Here is a 15,286-nt window from a genome sequence, read left to right as displayed (position 1 = left end):
AAGAATTTGCTTGGCGACCATAGCGTTTTGGACCCACCTGATTTCCATGCCGAACTCAGAAGTGAAACGAAATAGCGTCGATGGTAGTGTGGGGCTTCCCCATGTGAGAGTAGAACATCGCCAGGCTTTAGTTTTATTTTCACTTTTTCGAAAAGTGAAGACAAAAGCGGACGCTTGCTTATTAAAGCGAGTGATACCACTGCGGAGTGGTAGTTCAGTTGGTTAGAATACCGGCCTGTCACGCCGGGGGTCGCGGGTTCGAGTCCCGTCCACTCCGCCACTTATATTAAGCCTCAGTCGAAAGACTGAGGCTTTTTTCGTTTTGGTTCCCCGACTTACCTTAAACCCACTTTCATATTGAAACCTTGCATCGAGAGGCCGGCTTCCCTCTGGCGATGCTTTCTAAGCCCTGTTATGAGTGAAGTGGAACGCAGTTTTGTGTGGTTTCTGCAGTCTCGAGCGCTAGTTTTGAGCCCCTGTGCTTAACTTACCAAAGCTTCCTTTATTATTACCTGGAAAATTTATTCAATAGGTTATGTTATTTTCGGGGGAGATTTCTCTGCTTTAGATGTTTTGATTTAGCCATAGGCGCTTATTAATATAAACTCAGCGCATTTAAAACTTTCCAAACATGGATTTTGTTTTGTCGATCTATTTAAGCCAGTGTCTTAAAGTATATTCGCTACTTCTTCCCTCTAACCCTCTCCAACCTTCAAAGCCACCACTACGTACGTATAACGTGAGCGGTATAGGTGCTTTCATAGCTGTGTTTGCTGAGTAAGTCGTTCACCTAGCACATTGACTGAGGAAAGGTCTTCTTTCAGTGGATCTTCGTCTAAGTCACGATAGTTTTTAATAATTATCTGGTACTTTTTATTCTAAAGGTGTACGCTTCACATCGAATATTTTTTCGACAGTAAATCATGTTATATCTCTTGTTTAAAAGCTTTGTAAGAAGGCTGAACTCCGTGCAAAAAACGCGATGAAGTGTTGCTCGGAGTCTTAAATTAATCTTCATCAGGTGTTTTATGTGTGGGTAGCTTCGCTGAAGTTATACGCAGGTGCTTGTACACCTGATAAAAGAGAAGAGATGGCCGGTGATATTTCATCATCGGCCTTTTTGTATCTGTTAAGCAGCTACAAAGCATTTCCCAGTATTGAAATAAGGGCCGGTATTGATCACCGGCCCTTTTTTATTTGGTTGAAAACATGAGTATTTTACAAGTTAAAAATTTGTCTTATCAGATAGCCGATAAGACATTATACAACAACGTGACCTTTCGTATTAACGTGGGAGAGAAAGTAGGTATCACCGGAGCGAATGGTGTTGGAAAAAGCACCTTATTGAAACTGCTTTTCGGTGAATTATCTGCAGATAAGGGCCGCATTGAATGGTTACCAAGCCTTGAGGTAGGGTATTTAGAACAACATTTTAAGATCGATAATGTGCTGACAGTTCATGAGTGTTTAAAGGGCTCTTTTGAGAGTTTATACGCTGCAGAGCAAAAGCTTTGGACTTTGTATCATGCGATGACCGAGTCTCACTCTACATCTCTTTTAAGCCAAGTCGCTCGGCTACAGGCATATTTAGAAGATGAAAACTTCTATGCAATTAATACCAAAATTGAACAAGTTGCTGTAGGTCTTGGCATTTATCAATTTGGCTTAGATACACCGCTTGTCTCGCTAAGTGGCGGTCAAAGACACAAAGTCCTTTTAGGCAGGTTGTTACTTCGCAACCCCGATGTGTTAATTCTTGATGAGCCGACAAACTATCTTGATGCTCCGCACATTGAATGGCTAGTCACGTTTCTCAATGATTACATTGGCACCGTTTTACTGGTTTCTCATGATGTTGATTTCCTTAATCAAGTAGCGACCAGTATTTGTGATATTGATTATCAAACGGTTCGAAAATACAGCGGCACTTATGTCAAAGCAATGCAGCAAAAGCATCACGATGGTGCTTTGATAGAAAAGCAATATAAGGCTCAGCAAAATGAAATTCGAAAGTTAGAGCAATTTATTGCCAAAAATGGCGCTGGAGTTAACGCGAGTCTTGCTAAAGGGCGTAAGAAAAAACTGGATAAAATCGAACGTATTCAACTGAATAATGTAGAGAAAGTATCGATGTTTGACTTTGCTTACCAGCCCATTGGGCAACCGAATGTGGTTGAGGCAAAAGCGTTGATGATCGGTTATCAGCAGCCTCTGCTTCCAGTATTTGATATCACGTTAGCGCGCGGGGAAAAGTTGGTTGTTGCTGGCTTTAACGGCGTGGGTAAGTCGACCTTACTTAAAACCCTGATGGGGAAGATCGAGCCACTCTCTGGTGAGGTGGTATTGGCAAAAGGTGCAATGATTGGTTATTTTTCTCAAGATTTGTCTTGGCGCCATCCTCAGAACACGCCTGAACAGGAGCTGTGCTCTTGTGCGCCAACAATCTCAAGCAAAGAGTCACGCAAGCTATTAGCTCGCTTTGGGATCACGGGGGATAAGACGCAGCGCCACTTAGATACATTGAGCGGTGGTGAGCAAACTCGGGTGAAACTGTGTTGTTTATCGGTTCAGAAATGCAATGTTTTGCTGTTGGACGAACCAACAACACATTTGGATAGCAGCAGCAAAAATGCGCTTAAAGAGGCTCTCCAGCGCTTTTCCGGTAGCGTGATTGTGGTATCTCATGAGAAGGCATTTTTGCAATCTTGGCCTGATAGAGTTTTAGATATTTCGTTGCTCACTTGTGCTGAATCGAAAACAGAACAGGAGGTGGAGCTATGATGCAGTCCATGATCCTATTTCTCGTTGCTTTTCTTGTTGGTGCTGATGAGTTGATGCTTGGATCTATTCTTGAACCCATCGGAAATGATTTAAGTGTTCAACCGAGTCAGGTTACCTTATTTATTACGGCATATAGTTTAGCCATAGCAATTTGCGCTCCTTACTTGGGCCGTTTATCAGACCGAGTTGGGCGTATTCGTATCATGGTGCCTGCTTGCTTTGTATTTGGGGTTGCGTCTATTACGACGGGCATAGTTCATGATTTTGAACTTGCTATTGCAACTCGAGTGATCACTGGTATTGCAAGTGCAGGCATGTTACCAATTGCATTCGCGTTAGCGGGAGACGCGAAGGGTAATAGAGCGATGCGTCAAATTGTGATGGTTCAGGCGGGATTAACGCTAGGTATGATAACTAGCCCGGCGATCGGAGCATTGTTGACCCAGCTTTTATCATGGCGTGCCGCTTTTATTATTTTGGGCGTGGCGGCTCTCTTTGTCGGTGCCATGAGCGTAGTGTCCATGAACAACAAGCATAATGAGTCCAAGAAGTCAGATACTCTGCCACCTATCACAGACGTCATTCATCTTCCATGCGCGTTGAGGGCGATTCTAGCGATGTGTTTAGGCCTAGGGGGAGGTATTGGTGTATTTAACCTGATAGGCCTTCATATTCGAGATACCAGCGAGTTGGCGCTCGGTTGGGTGGGCGCTATTTATGCTGCTCTAGGGATCGTGGGTGTGGTTGGAAATATGTGCGTGGGGAGAGCTTGCCGTTGGCTTGGTAGCTCTCGAGCTGTTATGCGAGTGGCTTTAATGGTGTGCATACCTTGCAGTGCATGGGTGTTCTCAAGTGAGATGAGTACGGTTACCGCTTATCTTCCAGCTCTAGTGCTCTGGTCTCTTGCTGGAGGGGTTGGTTCTCCGGCATTACAAGCACATATCGCAAGCTTATCTGATGAATATCGAGGTGTGTTAATGTCTTTTGGAATGAGTATGATGCACTTTGGTGTCGCGATTTGGTCTGCCTTGGCGGGCTTCGCGTATTCTGTAGGCAATGAATGGGTCGCTTTCGTGGCTTTGCTATTGTTTGGCTCAGCAGTAGTTATCTTAAAGCCAGTTGGTAATACTGAACAAAGTGAGCGTTATTCGTAGTGTTTTAGTAGATAAAGAAAAGCCGTTACCTAAAAAGGTAACGGCTTGTTCCAAATACTTTTTGAAAAACGGTCTTAGTTCATGCCGTATTTCTTAAGTTTCTTGCGAAGAGTACCGCGGTTGATACCCATCATAGTTGCTGCGCGAGTTTGGTTACCGCGAGTGTACTGCATGATAGTATCTAGTAGTGGCTGTTCAACTTCAGCTAGAACTAATTCGTATAGTTCTGTTACTTCCTGGCCGTTTAGTTGAGCAAGGTAGTTTTTAAGAGACGCTTTAACAGAGTCACGTAAAGGCTTCTGAGTAATCTGGTCTTGTGACGTTACTGTAGTTACTGTTAATGCTTCTGAAGTCAGATTTTGTTCGAACATATTCGGTCTAGCTCTTCTCTTAATTATGATGCAACGTTATCAAAATAACCTTCTAACGCCTCAATTTGCAGCGGAGCTGCGTCGATAGCGTTGAAGGTACGGCGAAACTCACTTGCCTGTTCATGCTCTTTCAGGTACCACCCAACGTGCTTGCGCGCGATACGTGGACCTAAGAACTCCCCATAAAACTCATGCAGAGCATTTACATGACCAAGCATAATGGTTTTCACTTCCTCAGTTGGAAGTTCCTCCATTGTGGTGCCGTTTTCCAAATAGTGATGGATTTCCTGGAAAATCCAAGGACGACCCTGGGCAGGGCGTCCAATCATTAAAGCGTCCGCACCGGTGTACTCCAGTACAAATTTGGCTTTCTCCGGGCTATCGATATCACCGTTCGCGATAACCGGAATTGAAATCGCCTCTTTTACCGCTTTAATGCTGTCATATTCGGCCTCACCTTTGTACATACATGCTTTCGTTCTGCCATGCAGAGCAAGAGCTTGTATGCCGCAGTTTTCGGCTAATTTAGCGATCTGGACACAGTTCTTGTTGTCTGTATCCCAGCCAGTTCGAGTCTTTAACGTTACAGGAACGTCCACTGCATTCACGACCGCTTTCAAAATCTCTTCGATAATGTTTGGGTATTGAAGCAGAGCAGAGCCCGCTAGCTTCTTATTCACTTTTTTTGCCGGGCAGCCCATGTTGATGTCGATGATTTGTGCACCGTTCTCAACACTGAATTGAGCTGCGTCCGCCATAAGCTGTGGATCGGAACCCGCAATCTGTACAGAGCGAATGCCCGATTCGCCCTCGTGTACCATGCGCTGTTTCGACTTTGACGTTCCCCATAGTTTTGGGTTAGCAGACATCATTTCACTGACGGCCATTCCCGCACCATAGCGAAGACACAACTCGCGAAACGGTCTATCCGTTACACCAGCCATAGGGGCTACGATTAGATTGTTCTTAAGTTGATAGTTTCCGATTTTCAAAACGTCATCACAGTTCTGTACCAGCAAGGGCGCGCATTTTACGCATTTTTTCACTGCGTGAAAAGACTAATATTTGAGCATTTACAAATTGTTTTTGTAAATTGTATGAATTTCAAACAATTAGCTCTGAAAACCTTGTCTAGCCTTGCTTACGACCAGAGATGCGACACCATTCACTTTGCTCAACAATCGGGTCAATGTGAAGCTCGTCACGGTAATAGTTCGCAACATCTTCAGCTTGAGTGTCTAATACGCCGGACATAGCGAGGTCGCCATTTGGCTTAACTAGTCCTTTGATGATAGGTGCAAGTTCACGTAAAGGTCCCGCAAGGATGTTGGCCACAACGACGTCAGCGACGAGACCTTCTGGTTGATTTTGCGGTAAGTAAACTTCTAGTTTGTCTGCAACGCCATTACGCTCAGCATTGTCTTTTGAAGCAAGCAGGGCTTGAGGATCAATGTCGATCCCTATCACTTTTTCAGCGCCCAGTTTGATCGCTGCGATCGCAAGAATACCTGAGCCACAACCGAAGTCGATAACGGTCTTACCGCTTAAGTCCATGCTTTCTAGCCACTCAAGACAAAGTGCTGTTGTAGGGTGAGTACCCGTACCGAATGCAAGGCCTGGATCCAACATAACATTAACAGCGTCAGGATCTGGAATGTCGCGCCAGCTTGGGCAAATCCATAGGCGTTCACCAAATTTCATTGGGTGGAAGTTTTCCATCCATTCGCGTTCCCAGTCTTTATCTTCAAGCTGTTCTACTTTGTAAGCAAAATTGTCAGCCAGCATATTGCTCGCTTTAATTTGGTCGATGATGAAGTTAGTGTCTGCTTCTGCATCATACAGTGCCAGAATATCAGTATCGCCCCATAAGCGAGTTTCGCCAGGTAGAGGTTCGAATACAGGTGTATCCTGCGCGTCTAAGAATGTAACAGACAGCGCGCCAGTCTCTTCCATTAGCATATCGCCGATTTGCTCAGCGTTTTCATTGGTCGCGTTGAGTTTGATTTGAATCCAAGGCATTGGTTTTTGCTCTTAAAGTGAATGAAGTGGCGCAGAGTTTACCAGAACTCTACGATTTGTTTGAGTATATACCCAAATAAGCCGATTTATATGTTGAGCCCTTTGCGTACATATAAAACAAAAATGCCCACGGGAGTGGGCATTTTTTAAGACGTTTGCTTAGGTTTATTGTAAGCCAAGCTTCTTCTCTAAGTAGTGGATGTTTGCACCACCGTGTTGGAAGTTTTCGTCATTCATAATGGAGAATTGCAGTGGTACGTTAGTTTTGATGCCTTCGATGATCATCTCACCCAGTGCGTTCTTCATACGTGCAATCGCTACATCACGGTTCTCACCGTAAGTGATCAGTTTACCAATCATTGAATCGTAATGAGGTGGTACTGTGTAGCCTGTGTAGATATGAGATTCCCAACGTACACCCATACCGCCAGGAGCGTGGAAACGCTCGATCTTACCCGGAGATGGTAGGAAGCGCTCAGGGTCTTCTGCGTTGATACGACACTCAATCGCATGGCCACGGATCTTAATATCATCTTGAGTGAATGACAGAGGCTGACCCGCTGCAACGCGAAGCTGTTCTTTGATTAGGTCGATGCCAGTAACCATCTCTGTTACTGGGTGCTCTACCTGAATACGAGTGTTCATTTCGATGAAGTAGAACTCACCGTTCTCGTATAGGAATTCAAACGTACCTGCGCCGCGGTAACCGATCTCGATACATGCACGAGTACAGCGTTCACCGATGTACTTACGCATTTCTTCGGTGATACCAGGTGCTGGAGCTTCTTCCACTACTTTTTGGTGACGACGTTGCATTGAACAGTCACGCTCACCAAGGTGGATTGCGCCGCCTTGACCGTCAGCAATAACCTGAACTTCAACGTGACGAGGGTTTTCTAGGAATTTCTCCATGTAAACCATGTCATTGTTGAACGCCGCTTTTGCTTCAGCACGTGTCATTGCAATAGCTTGGATAAGGTCTTTCTCTGCGCGAACAACACGCATACCACGACCGCCGCCGCCGCCAGATGCTTTGATGATTACTGGGTAACCAATGCGCTTAGCAAATGCTTTGTTTTTCTCTTCGTCATTGTCTAGAGGGCCGTCAGAACCCGGTACACAAGGAACGCCTGCTTTCTTCATTGCATTGATAGCAGATACTTTATCGCCCATTAGGCGGATAGTGTCTGCCTTTGGACCAACGAAGATGAAACCACTGCGCTCAACTTGCTCTGCGAAGTCTGCGTTCTCAGACAGGAAGCCGTAACCTGGGTGGATAGCCACAGCACCAGTCACTTCTGCTGCAGAAATGATGCGTGGAATGTTTAGGTAGCTGTCGATACCACGAGCAGGGCCGATACATACGGTTTCGTCTGCGAGTAGTACGTGCTTAAGATCGCGGTCAGCTGTCGAGTGAACAGCGACGGTCTTAATACCTAATTCTTTACAAGCGCGAAGAATACGAAGTGCAATTTCACCTCGGTTCGCGATGACTACTTTGTCTAGCATAAGGCAAGCCCCGCTTATTCGATTACAACAAGAGGTTGGTCGAATTCAACTGGTTGGCCGTCTTCAGCTAGGATTGCTGTAACAACGCCAGATTTGTCCGCTTCGATTTGGTTCATCATTTTCATTGCTTCAACAATACATAGAGTATCGCCAGCATTTACTTTCTGACCCACTTCTACGAATGCTTTAGAGTCTGGGCTTGGAGAGCGGTAGAAAGTACCAACCATTGGAGAAAGAACTTGGTGACCTGCAGGTGTTGCTGCTGGAGCTTCTGCTGCTGGCGCTTCCGCTACTGGTGCCGCTGCTACTGGAGCAGGTGCCGCCGCTGGAGCTGCTGCGTAGTGAATTGGTGCTTGAGGGGCTGCAGTGCCATGACGGCTGATGCGCACTGACTCTTCACCTTCAGAGATCTCTAGCTCAGCAATGCCAGACTCTTCAACTAACTCAATTAGCTTCTTGATTTTACGAATATCCATCTTTTCTTTCTCTTTTATCTTGTGATTAAGACAACCCTCGTAGGGTTGCAGAGTGTTAGGGTTACTTTGCCTGTAGCTTATTGATCGCTGCAGACAGAGCAAATTCATAACCTTGTGCGCCTAAACCGCAAATCACACCCTCTGCTTTATCTGACAGATAAGAGTGATGACGGAATGGTTCACGTGCGTGCACATTTGATAAGTGCACCTCAATAAATGGGATGGCGACGCCAAGTAATGCATCTCGCAGCGCCACACTAGTATGAGTGAAAGCCGCTGGATTGATGATGATGAAGTCAATCTTGCCATAGGCAGCGTGAATGGCTTCAATCAGTTCGTACTCACGATTTGATTGTAGGTGTTCCAGTTCTACCCCAGCGTTATGGGCTTGCTCTGTAAGAGTATCCACAACTTGAGCTAAGGTACTGTGACCATAGTGTGTCGGTTCGCGTAGACCCAATAGATTAAGATTTGGTCCGTTTAGAACAAGAATCCGTGACTTTGCAGACATTGTGTTGCTATCTTCCCTTATCGTGAGTGGAACGTTTATATTCCCAAATATACGATAGTTCAGCACGATTTTTTTGTTAAAACCGAGCAAATTTTAAAAAATCGACCAAGATTATAGCTAATTCATAGCAATTAGCAGCAATTTACTGGTCTAATCTCCTAATAGCCACTCTCGTTTCTGTAACCAAGTTAACAAAAACAACATAATTGCCATATTTTTTGTGTGGCCAATTTGTGCACTAAAGCAAAAAACCGCCATGAGTGATGGCGGTTTTTAAAGTGCTTTTAAAACAGTTGGTTGAATTTATGCCAATTCTGCTTTCTCTGCGATAAGTTTATCTACAACGCTCGGATCGGCAAGCGTTGATGTGTCTCCGAGGTTGCTGGTATCACCCGTTGCAATTTTACGCAGGATTCGACGCATGATCTTACCAGAACGAGTCTTCGGTAAGGAATCCGTCCAGTGCAGTACATCTGGTGTTGCAATTGGACCAATCTCTTTACGCACCCAATCTTTCACTTCTTTGTGTAGCTCTGCTGACGGGAATTCACCATCGTTCAAGGTAATGTAAGCGTAGATAGCTTGGCCTTTGATATCATGCGGAATGCCCACAATAGCGGCCTCAGCAATTTTATGATGTGCGACAAGAGCCGATTCTATTTCAGCGGTACCCATGCGGTGACCCGACACGTTTAGTACGTCATCAACACGGCCCGTGATCCAGTAGTAACCGTCTTCGTCACGACGAGCCCCATCACTAGTAAAGTACATTCCCTTGAAGGTTGAGAAGTAGGTCTGTTCAAAGCGCTCGTGGTCGCCATAAACAGTACGCATCTGACCTGGCCATGAATCAAGGATCACCAAGTTACCTTCTGCTGCGGTTTCTTCAATGATGTTGCCCATGTTATCAACCAGTGCAGGTTGGACTCCGAAGAATGGTCGAGTTGCTGAGCCTGGTTTTAAATCTGTTGCACCTGGTAGTGGTGCAATTAAGATACCGCCGGTCTCTGTTTGCCACCAAGTATCAACGATAGGCGAGCTCTCGTTACCAATCGTTTTGTAGTACCACTCCCACGCTTCAGGGTTGATAGGCTCACCTACTGAACCCATCACACGTAAGCTTGAACGAGATGTCCCTGCTACCGCTTCGTTACCTTTTGCCATTAGTGCACGAATAGCGGTTGGCGCAGTGTAGAGAATGTTCACTTGGTGCTTATCAACCACTTCACTCATCCGAGCCGTGCTTGGGTAGTTTGGAACACCTTCAAACAGAATGGTTTTGGCCCCGTTCGCTAGTGGACCATAAATTAGGTAAGTATGGCCTGTAATCCAGCCCACATCCGCGGTACACCAGAAGGTTTCACCTGGTTGATAATCGAAGACATATTTAAAGGTCATTGCCGCGTAGACGAGGTAACCGCCTGTAGTATGTAGTACGCCTTTAGGTTTACCTGTCGAGCCAGATGTGTAGAGGATGAACAGCGGGTCTTCGGCTTTCATCTCTTCTGGTGGGCAAACGTCAGAAACGTTGGCTGTTGCTTCGTGCCACCAAACATCACGGTGTTCATGCCATTCAACATCACCACCTGTACGTTTAAGCACGACGACTTTATTGATGGTTTTTACGTCTGGGTTGGTTAGTGCTTCATCCACGTTCTTTTTCAGTGGAACAGCGCGTCCGCCACGTACGCCTTCGTCTGCGGTGATCACGACTTTAGCGTCAGAGTCGATGATACGGCCGGATAGTGCTTCTGGTGAGAAACCGCCAAATACTACGGTGTGAACCGCACCAATACGGGTACAAGCGAGCATAGCCACAGCGGCTTCTGGCACCATTGGCATGTATAGACACACCACGTCTCCCTTGCGTACGCCTTGCTCTTTCAATGCGTTGGAGAATTTACACACTTCTTTGTGCAGTTCGTTGAAAGTGAGTGTTTTGTCGTCGGCTGGATCATCGCCTTCCCAAATGATGGCGACGTCGTCCCCGTGTTCTGCAAGATGACGGTCAATACAGTTAGCCGAGACGTTCAGTGTGCCATCTTCAAACCAGCGAATATCAACATGGCCAGTGTCGAAAGAAGTGCTTTTTACTTTGGTGAAAGGTTTGATCCAATCAACGATTTTGCCGTGTTCGTTCCAGAAGCCCTCTGGATCGGTTACCGACTGCTGATACATGGCTAAGTAAGTATCATTATCCGCGTGTGTATGAGTTTTAATATTTTCTTTTACCGGATAAACGTGGGCTTCGCTCATGGCTTCTCTCCTTGTGCCTTATTTCTCGGCCTTACACCAATCTAGATAAGGTTTTGAATATATTTTTGTAGGGCTGTTTTTTGGTTCTAAATAACTTGGTCGTGGTAATGACGACGTTGTGCTTATAACTGTCAGTCACCGCGCGTATTTCCACAATTAGACTTTAGGATGAGAGTGATGGAAGCGCTGGGAAATCGCTGAAACAAAAGCATTTCTGGGAGCTAGGTCAACTGATTTTTATGTATACGGTGCGGTTAGGTTGGGTAAATCGCCTTTCGTTAAGCGGACAAAGACCAAAGCGGCAGAAATCGCGTCTTGCAAGGCGTCGTGTTTGTCTTGGATAGGAAGTTCGAGGTGTTTACAAATGGCATCCAGACTTAAGTCGAAATAGGCATTCGGCAAATGTCGTTCCAACTTATCGTGGTAAATCTGACTGACTTCGATCAGTGGGTTAGGAAGTGGGAAGCCAAGTTGCCGCAGACAAGCAAGGTCTAAGATCTTTTTATCGTAACGAATGTGATAGCCCACAAGTGGTCGGTTGCCGATAAAGTCGAGCAGCTCGAGCAGCGCCTCTTTTTCACTGATGCCATCGACTAAGTCTTGGTGGCGAATTCGATGGATCTTGACCGAGCCTGAGTCGAGCGATTGCGGCGCGCGTAAGCGGACTTCAAATGGTTGACTGGTGATGATGCGGTTGTCGATGATCTTGGTGGCTGCAATAGTCACCAGCTCGGCGCGATTTGGGTCAAGGCTGGTGGTTTCGCAGTCAAGAGAGACGTATTCTGTTTTATCTGGCATGCAAAACAGCGACTGATAAGGCGAGCCTTTCAATTTGTAGTACCAGTATTTGCGTTGTAACCAGTTCATTGCTTACGCCTCTGTGATTTATGAAAATCAGGGTTAATCACGAATTTGATAATGGAAGCCTAAAAATTGCTTAAATTTCTTCACCACATGTAAGCTGTGGCGAAGCAAATCACGCTCAGTTCTATCCAGTTGTTTAATATCAATGTTATTCAACGCTTCTTGCTTTTTGAGTTGCTGATTAAGGCGAAGTTTAAAGAACAATTTCAGTGCTTCGTTGAGATTATCTGCCGTTTCGGATTCTAAGATGCGCTTATTTCTCAGAGCTTCAATGCGCTCAAACGTGTTCTTCTCTTCAATGGCATATTCCAAAGACAAGGTGCGAATGCCGTGTACAATTGGGAAAATACCGCCGCGTTTAATGTCCAATCCGTCTTTAGCACTTTTTACGTTGCCAAACAGAGTTAGGGGCACAGAAAACTGCAAGGCAGGGCGAGTAAAGTCAGACAATATCAACATGCGATCTTTCATTGTGTCACGAAGATGCGCCGCAATTGGAGCCAGCAGCTCGCAATTCCCAGCAACAGCATGGGCGTCACTGAAAATGGCTAAGTCCATGATTTGTTGTGGTTCGGCTTTAGCTATCCAGTGGTTTAGGGTACTTATCCATTCTTGCTGTGTTTTGACCCATTTCGGGTTGTTAACCATCACTTTACCAGGGCAAAGTGGATAACCGAGCTGTTGTAGGGTGTGTGTGAAGGATTGCATCACTTGTTCGCAATGAGGCCATTCCAGACCATCTTGAATAATCAGGGCATTGTCTTGATCGGTTTTGAGAATTTGCTCTCCTCGGCCTTCAGAGCCGAGTACGATCAAGCAACAATGGTCGTGCAAGGCTGGTGGTATCACTAACTCGAACGCTTTCTCTATAATTTGTTCGTTTACGGCTGAGATAAGCTCCATGATGAAGCGAGTGCGGATGCCGTTTTTCAATAAGCTCTCGACCAATTGACGTTGGCGGTTTGAGGCCAAAGCGAGCTCTGCCACGCTGCTTGCTCGAGCAATACTGAGCGTTAACACGTGAGAGTGGGTTGAGAACGCGCTAAGAATTTGGGTCATATCCAGCATGCCAACGGCTCTGTTGCCTTCACATACCATGAGGCGTTTCATTCTGTTTCTGGTCATTGTGATCATGGCGTTGAATAGAAAGTCTCCATCATCAACGTGATAAACAGGAAAGCTCGCGATCTCACCCACTGGTGTGTCGAGCGCGCAACCATCTATCATCACAGAATGCAGCATATTAGTACGAGTCACTATTGCGTACGGGTGGGCTGATGGCCATTTTTCCAATCGTGGATCATCGCCATGGAGTTGAACCAATGCAGCGTCAATCCCATTTTCTTTTAAGGAACGTGTTACCTCGTTAATTGGTGTATTTGGTTCAAGGATCATCGGTGGGTGATAAATGCTGCGGTCAACTTTAGTGAGAATAAACTCCGCTAAGTTTTGCTGTTGATGGGCCGCTTCGATGAGCTCTTGCCGTTTCGATAAATTGTTATCGAAATAGGCTGCAAACTGGCCATTTTCGTTGTAAAGGGCAAGGAAAATTTCTTTCGGCAGTAGGTAAGAGAGCGTGTCCTCAAGCGCGATGTAGTGATGACGTACCTTGTCTTCAAGTAACGAGCGTACATCGAACATATCGTCGTTGGCATAATGTGCGAACACTTCCTGTTGATCGTTGGAGCGCTCTTCTACCGCGCCTTTGATCAGAATATGTAAGTGGGGGTTCTTCTGTCCGCAGGATAAAATAACATCTCGAGCTCGATAGTAGGCGACGTCCAGAGACGATCGCAGTCGCGTTTGTTGTGCTTCAGTTAAGCGATCGAACGGTGGAGATTGCATGTTAAATTTGTCAGGCATGAGAACACCCAATAATGATGGAAGGAACACTCTCTAAGTCTGACAAATTTCTTACCGGAAGCCAGACGACTTTGGTCTAAATTACGATGTTTTCGCTTGAAGATGCCAAATGTCGCAAAGTTAGTATTCCATCGAGGAAACGATAAGTTTCTTATTCTTCCCTTTTTATAATACGCATGGCGATCCATAATTCCCGGCTCGAACGTTGGTGTTCCCGTTTTAGGATATTAGTAATGTTGAAACCTTCTCCGTATGGCTGGATTTCCCAGTACTTTCTCGGATTCTTCTTTGCGTATGGCGTGTATCTGCCATTTTGGTCACTTTGGTTTAAGGATCAGGGCGTATCTTCGACAGATATCGGTTTGCTGGTCGGGTTAGGCCTTGCGACACGTTGTGTTGCCAATATCGTGATCACCCCACGAGTACACAAAGTCGAACATCTTATGCCTGCTTTACGTTGGTTGAGTTTCGCTGCCCTCCTTTTTGTTGGATTTCACTTTTTTACGGGTGGTAGCTTTTGGTTAATGGCACTAGCGACAGTGTTGTTCAATCTTTGTTGTGGACCGATTATTCCGTTGTCGGACGCGATGGCAAATTACTACGCTCGCCTGAAAATGCTCGATTATGGCCGCACGCGGCTATGGGGTTCGATCGCCTTTATCGCAGGCTCGACGGCAGTGGGCTACCTGGTGGCTGAATTTGGCTCCGATATGATCTTGTACACTGCGATGTTCGGCGTGTTTATCTCGTTGCTGTTTGCTATGCGACCGACTAACCCAATGCCTGTAACGCACGGTGGGCAAAGCGCAGAACGTCCAAAGCTGACCGCTCTTTTGACCGACAAGCCGATACTAAAATTCTTAGTGTTGGTGTCACTAATTCAGGGCAGTCATGCGGCTTACTACGGCTTTAGTGCGATTCACTGGAAGGCCGCTGGTCACTCGGAAGATGTCATTGGCTACTTATGGAGCTTGGGGGTGGCCGCAGAAGTGGCAGTGTTTGCACTGAGTAAGCGTTTATTCGTAGGTTGGTCAATACGCGCGCTGTTTATTGCTGCTGCCGTTGGTGTAATGATGCGTTGGGGTATTACGGCGTCGACAACATCAATTATTGCTTTGGTGATTGTTCAACTATTGCATGGTGTGACTTTCGCTACCGCACACATTGCCGCGATCCAATATATCCAAAACTCCGAAGAAAATAAGATCGTAGCGTTGCAAGCGTTGTATAACGCGATTCCGTTGGGCGCATTTATCGCGTTAATGACCGTATTGAGTGGCTGGGGTTATGAGCACTGGGGACCGCTTGTGTTCTGGGGCATGGCCGCGATGGGGTTATTGGCTCTGTTCATCAAGCTTGATTCGCAAGACCCACATCAGGTGGTTGATGTATCAGACAAGCCACTTGAAACACAGAATTAGACTTATGTAACAAAGGTTAAAAACTAAGCTTTGTCTCCGTTATCAAAGCAGTGTTAAATGA

At 45.9% G+C, this 15,286-nt stretch carries 12 protein-coding genes, 1 tRNA gene and 1 rRNA gene; 5 read left to right on the top strand and 9 right to left on the bottom strand.

From position 1 onward, the window contains the following. Nucleotides 1–9: 9 nt before the first annotated feature. From rrf to R8269_RS17570, 4 genes are all read left to right on the top strand, one after another. Nucleotides 10–126 (top strand): 5S ribosomal RNA (gene rrf, locus R8269_RS17585). A gap of 77 nt (nucleotides 127–203) precedes the next feature. Beyond that, nucleotides 204–280: transfer RNA gene (locus tag R8269_RS17580), tRNA-Asp, on the top strand. A 929-nt stretch (nucleotides 281–1,209) separates the two neighbouring features. Further along, nucleotides 1,210–2,781, top strand: a complete 1,572-nt coding sequence (locus R8269_RS17575) for an ABC-F family ATP-binding cassette domain-containing protein (RefSeq protein WP_005382385.1) — start codon at nucleotides 1,210–1,212, stop codon at nucleotides 2,779–2,781. Beyond that, the gene (locus tag R8269_RS17570) at nucleotides 2,778–3,935 is read left to right on the top strand and encodes an MFS transporter (protein ID WP_213907340.1); all 1,158 of its coding nucleotides are present in this window, start codon (nucleotides 2,778–2,780) and stop codon (nucleotides 3,933–3,935) included. Before R8269_RS17575 ends, R8269_RS17570 begins: the two co-directional genes overlap by 4 nt. 74 nt (nucleotides 3,936–4,009) lie before the next feature. Here the strand turns inward: R8269_RS17570 and fis are convergent, their stop codons facing one another. The 9 genes from fis to R8269_RS17525 form a co-directional block, all read right to left on the bottom strand. Beyond that, nucleotides 4,010–4,306: a DNA-binding transcriptional regulator Fis gene (fis, locus tag R8269_RS17565; protein ID WP_000462885.1), complete on the bottom strand. Its 297-nt coding sequence runs from the start codon at nucleotides 4,304–4,306 to the stop codon at nucleotides 4,010–4,012. A gap of 23 nt (nucleotides 4,307–4,329) precedes the next feature. Beyond that, nucleotides 4,330–5,298 (bottom strand): tRNA dihydrouridine synthase DusB, encoded by a 969-nt coding sequence (gene dusB, locus R8269_RS17560; RefSeq protein ID WP_005382505.1) that lies wholly within the window; start codon nucleotides 5,296–5,298, stop codon nucleotides 4,330–4,332. Between the two features lie 139 nt (nucleotides 5,299–5,437). Then, the gene (gene prmA / locus R8269_RS17555; protein WP_005382507.1) at nucleotides 5,438–6,325 is read right to left on the bottom strand and encodes a 50S ribosomal protein L11 methyltransferase; all 888 of its coding nucleotides are present in this window, start codon (nucleotides 6,323–6,325) and stop codon (nucleotides 5,438–5,440) included. 165 nt (nucleotides 6,326–6,490) lie between these two features. Then, complete coding sequence (gene accC, locus R8269_RS17550) at nucleotides 6,491–7,834, bottom strand: acetyl-CoA carboxylase biotin carboxylase subunit (protein ID WP_005382509.1); 1,344 nt, start codon at nucleotides 7,832–7,834, stop codon at nucleotides 6,491–6,493. Between the two features lie 14 nt (nucleotides 7,835–7,848). Further along, complete coding sequence (gene accB, locus R8269_RS17545; RefSeq protein WP_005386355.1) at nucleotides 7,849–8,310, bottom strand: acetyl-CoA carboxylase biotin carboxyl carrier protein; 462 nt, start codon at nucleotides 8,308–8,310, stop codon at nucleotides 7,849–7,851. Between the two features lie 61 nt (nucleotides 8,311–8,371). After that, nucleotides 8,372–8,821, bottom strand: coding sequence for a type II 3-dehydroquinate dehydratase (aroQ, locus tag R8269_RS17540; protein ID WP_005382360.1), 450 nt, complete (start codon nucleotides 8,819–8,821; stop codon nucleotides 8,372–8,374). Between the two features lie 303 nt (nucleotides 8,822–9,124). Further along, on the bottom strand, nucleotides 9,125–11,077 hold the full coding sequence (gene acs / locus R8269_RS17535; RefSeq protein WP_005386359.1) for an acetate--CoA ligase: 1,953 nt from the start codon (nucleotides 11,075–11,077) through the stop codon (nucleotides 9,125–9,127). Nucleotides 11,078–11,314: 237 nt separating this feature from the next. Continuing rightward, nucleotides 11,315–11,944 carry a 3'-5' exonuclease gene (locus R8269_RS17530; protein WP_182039309.1) on the bottom strand — a complete coding sequence of 210 codons (630 nt, stop codon included), beginning with the start codon at nucleotides 11,942–11,944 and terminating at the stop codon, nucleotides 11,315–11,317. Nucleotides 11,945–11,977: 33 nt separating this feature from the next. Then, the gene (locus R8269_RS17525) at nucleotides 11,978–13,804 is read right to left on the bottom strand and encodes a DUF294 nucleotidyltransferase-like domain-containing protein (protein ID WP_182039310.1); all 1,827 of its coding nucleotides are present in this window, start codon (nucleotides 13,802–13,804) and stop codon (nucleotides 11,978–11,980) included. A 233-nt stretch (nucleotides 13,805–14,037) separates the two neighbouring features. Between R8269_RS17525 and R8269_RS17520 the strand changes: the two genes are divergently transcribed. Beyond that, nucleotides 14,038–15,225, top strand: a complete 1,188-nt coding sequence (locus R8269_RS17520) for a 3-phenylpropionate MFS transporter (RefSeq protein ID WP_005382367.1) — start codon at nucleotides 14,038–14,040, stop codon at nucleotides 15,223–15,225. Nucleotides 15,226–15,286 lie beyond the last annotated feature (61 nt).

This window comes from Vibrio sp. Vb0667 (assembly GCF_033391095.1).
Note: the sequence above shows the minus strand (reverse complement) of the source record. Positions and strands in the feature narration are given on the sequence as shown.

Excerpts from the sequence above, each read along its gene's own strand:
- R8269_RS17575 (WP_005382385.1), top strand. The coding sequence starts at position 1,210 with ATGAGTATTTTACAAGTTAAAAATTTGTCTTATCAGATAGCCGATAAG.
- R8269_RS17570 (WP_213907340.1), top strand. The coding sequence starts at position 2,778 with ATGATGCAGTCCATGATCCTATTTCTCGTTGCTTTTCTTGTTGGTGCT.
- fis (WP_000462885.1), bottom strand. The coding sequence starts at position 4,306 with ATGTTCGAACAAAATCTGACTTCAGAAGCATTAACAGTAACTACAGTA.
- prmA (WP_005382507.1), bottom strand. The coding sequence starts at position 6,325 with ATGCCTTGGATTCAAATCAAACTCAACGCGACCAATGAAAACGCTGAG.
- accC (WP_005382509.1), bottom strand. The coding sequence starts at position 7,834 with ATGCTAGACAAAGTAGTCATCGCGAACCGAGGTGAAATTGCACTTCGT.
- accB (WP_005386355.1), bottom strand. The coding sequence starts at position 8,310 with ATGGATATTCGTAAAATCAAGAAGCTAATTGAGTTAGTTGAAGAGTCT.
- aroQ (WP_005382360.1), bottom strand. The coding sequence starts at position 8,821 with ATGTCTGCAAAGTCACGGATTCTTGTTCTAAACGGACCAAATCTTAAT.
- acs (WP_005386359.1), bottom strand. The coding sequence starts at position 11,077 with ATGAGCGAAGCCCACGTTTATCCGGTAAAAGAAAATATTAAAACTCAT.
- R8269_RS17530 (WP_182039309.1), bottom strand. The coding sequence starts at position 11,944 with ATGAACTGGTTACAACGCAAATACTGGTACTACAAATTGAAAGGCTCG.
- R8269_RS17525 (WP_182039310.1), bottom strand. The coding sequence starts at position 13,804 with ATGCCTGACAAATTTAACATGCAATCTCCACCGTTCGATCGCTTAACT.
- R8269_RS17520 (WP_005382367.1), top strand. The coding sequence starts at position 14,038 with ATGTTGAAACCTTCTCCGTATGGCTGGATTTCCCAGTACTTTCTCGGA.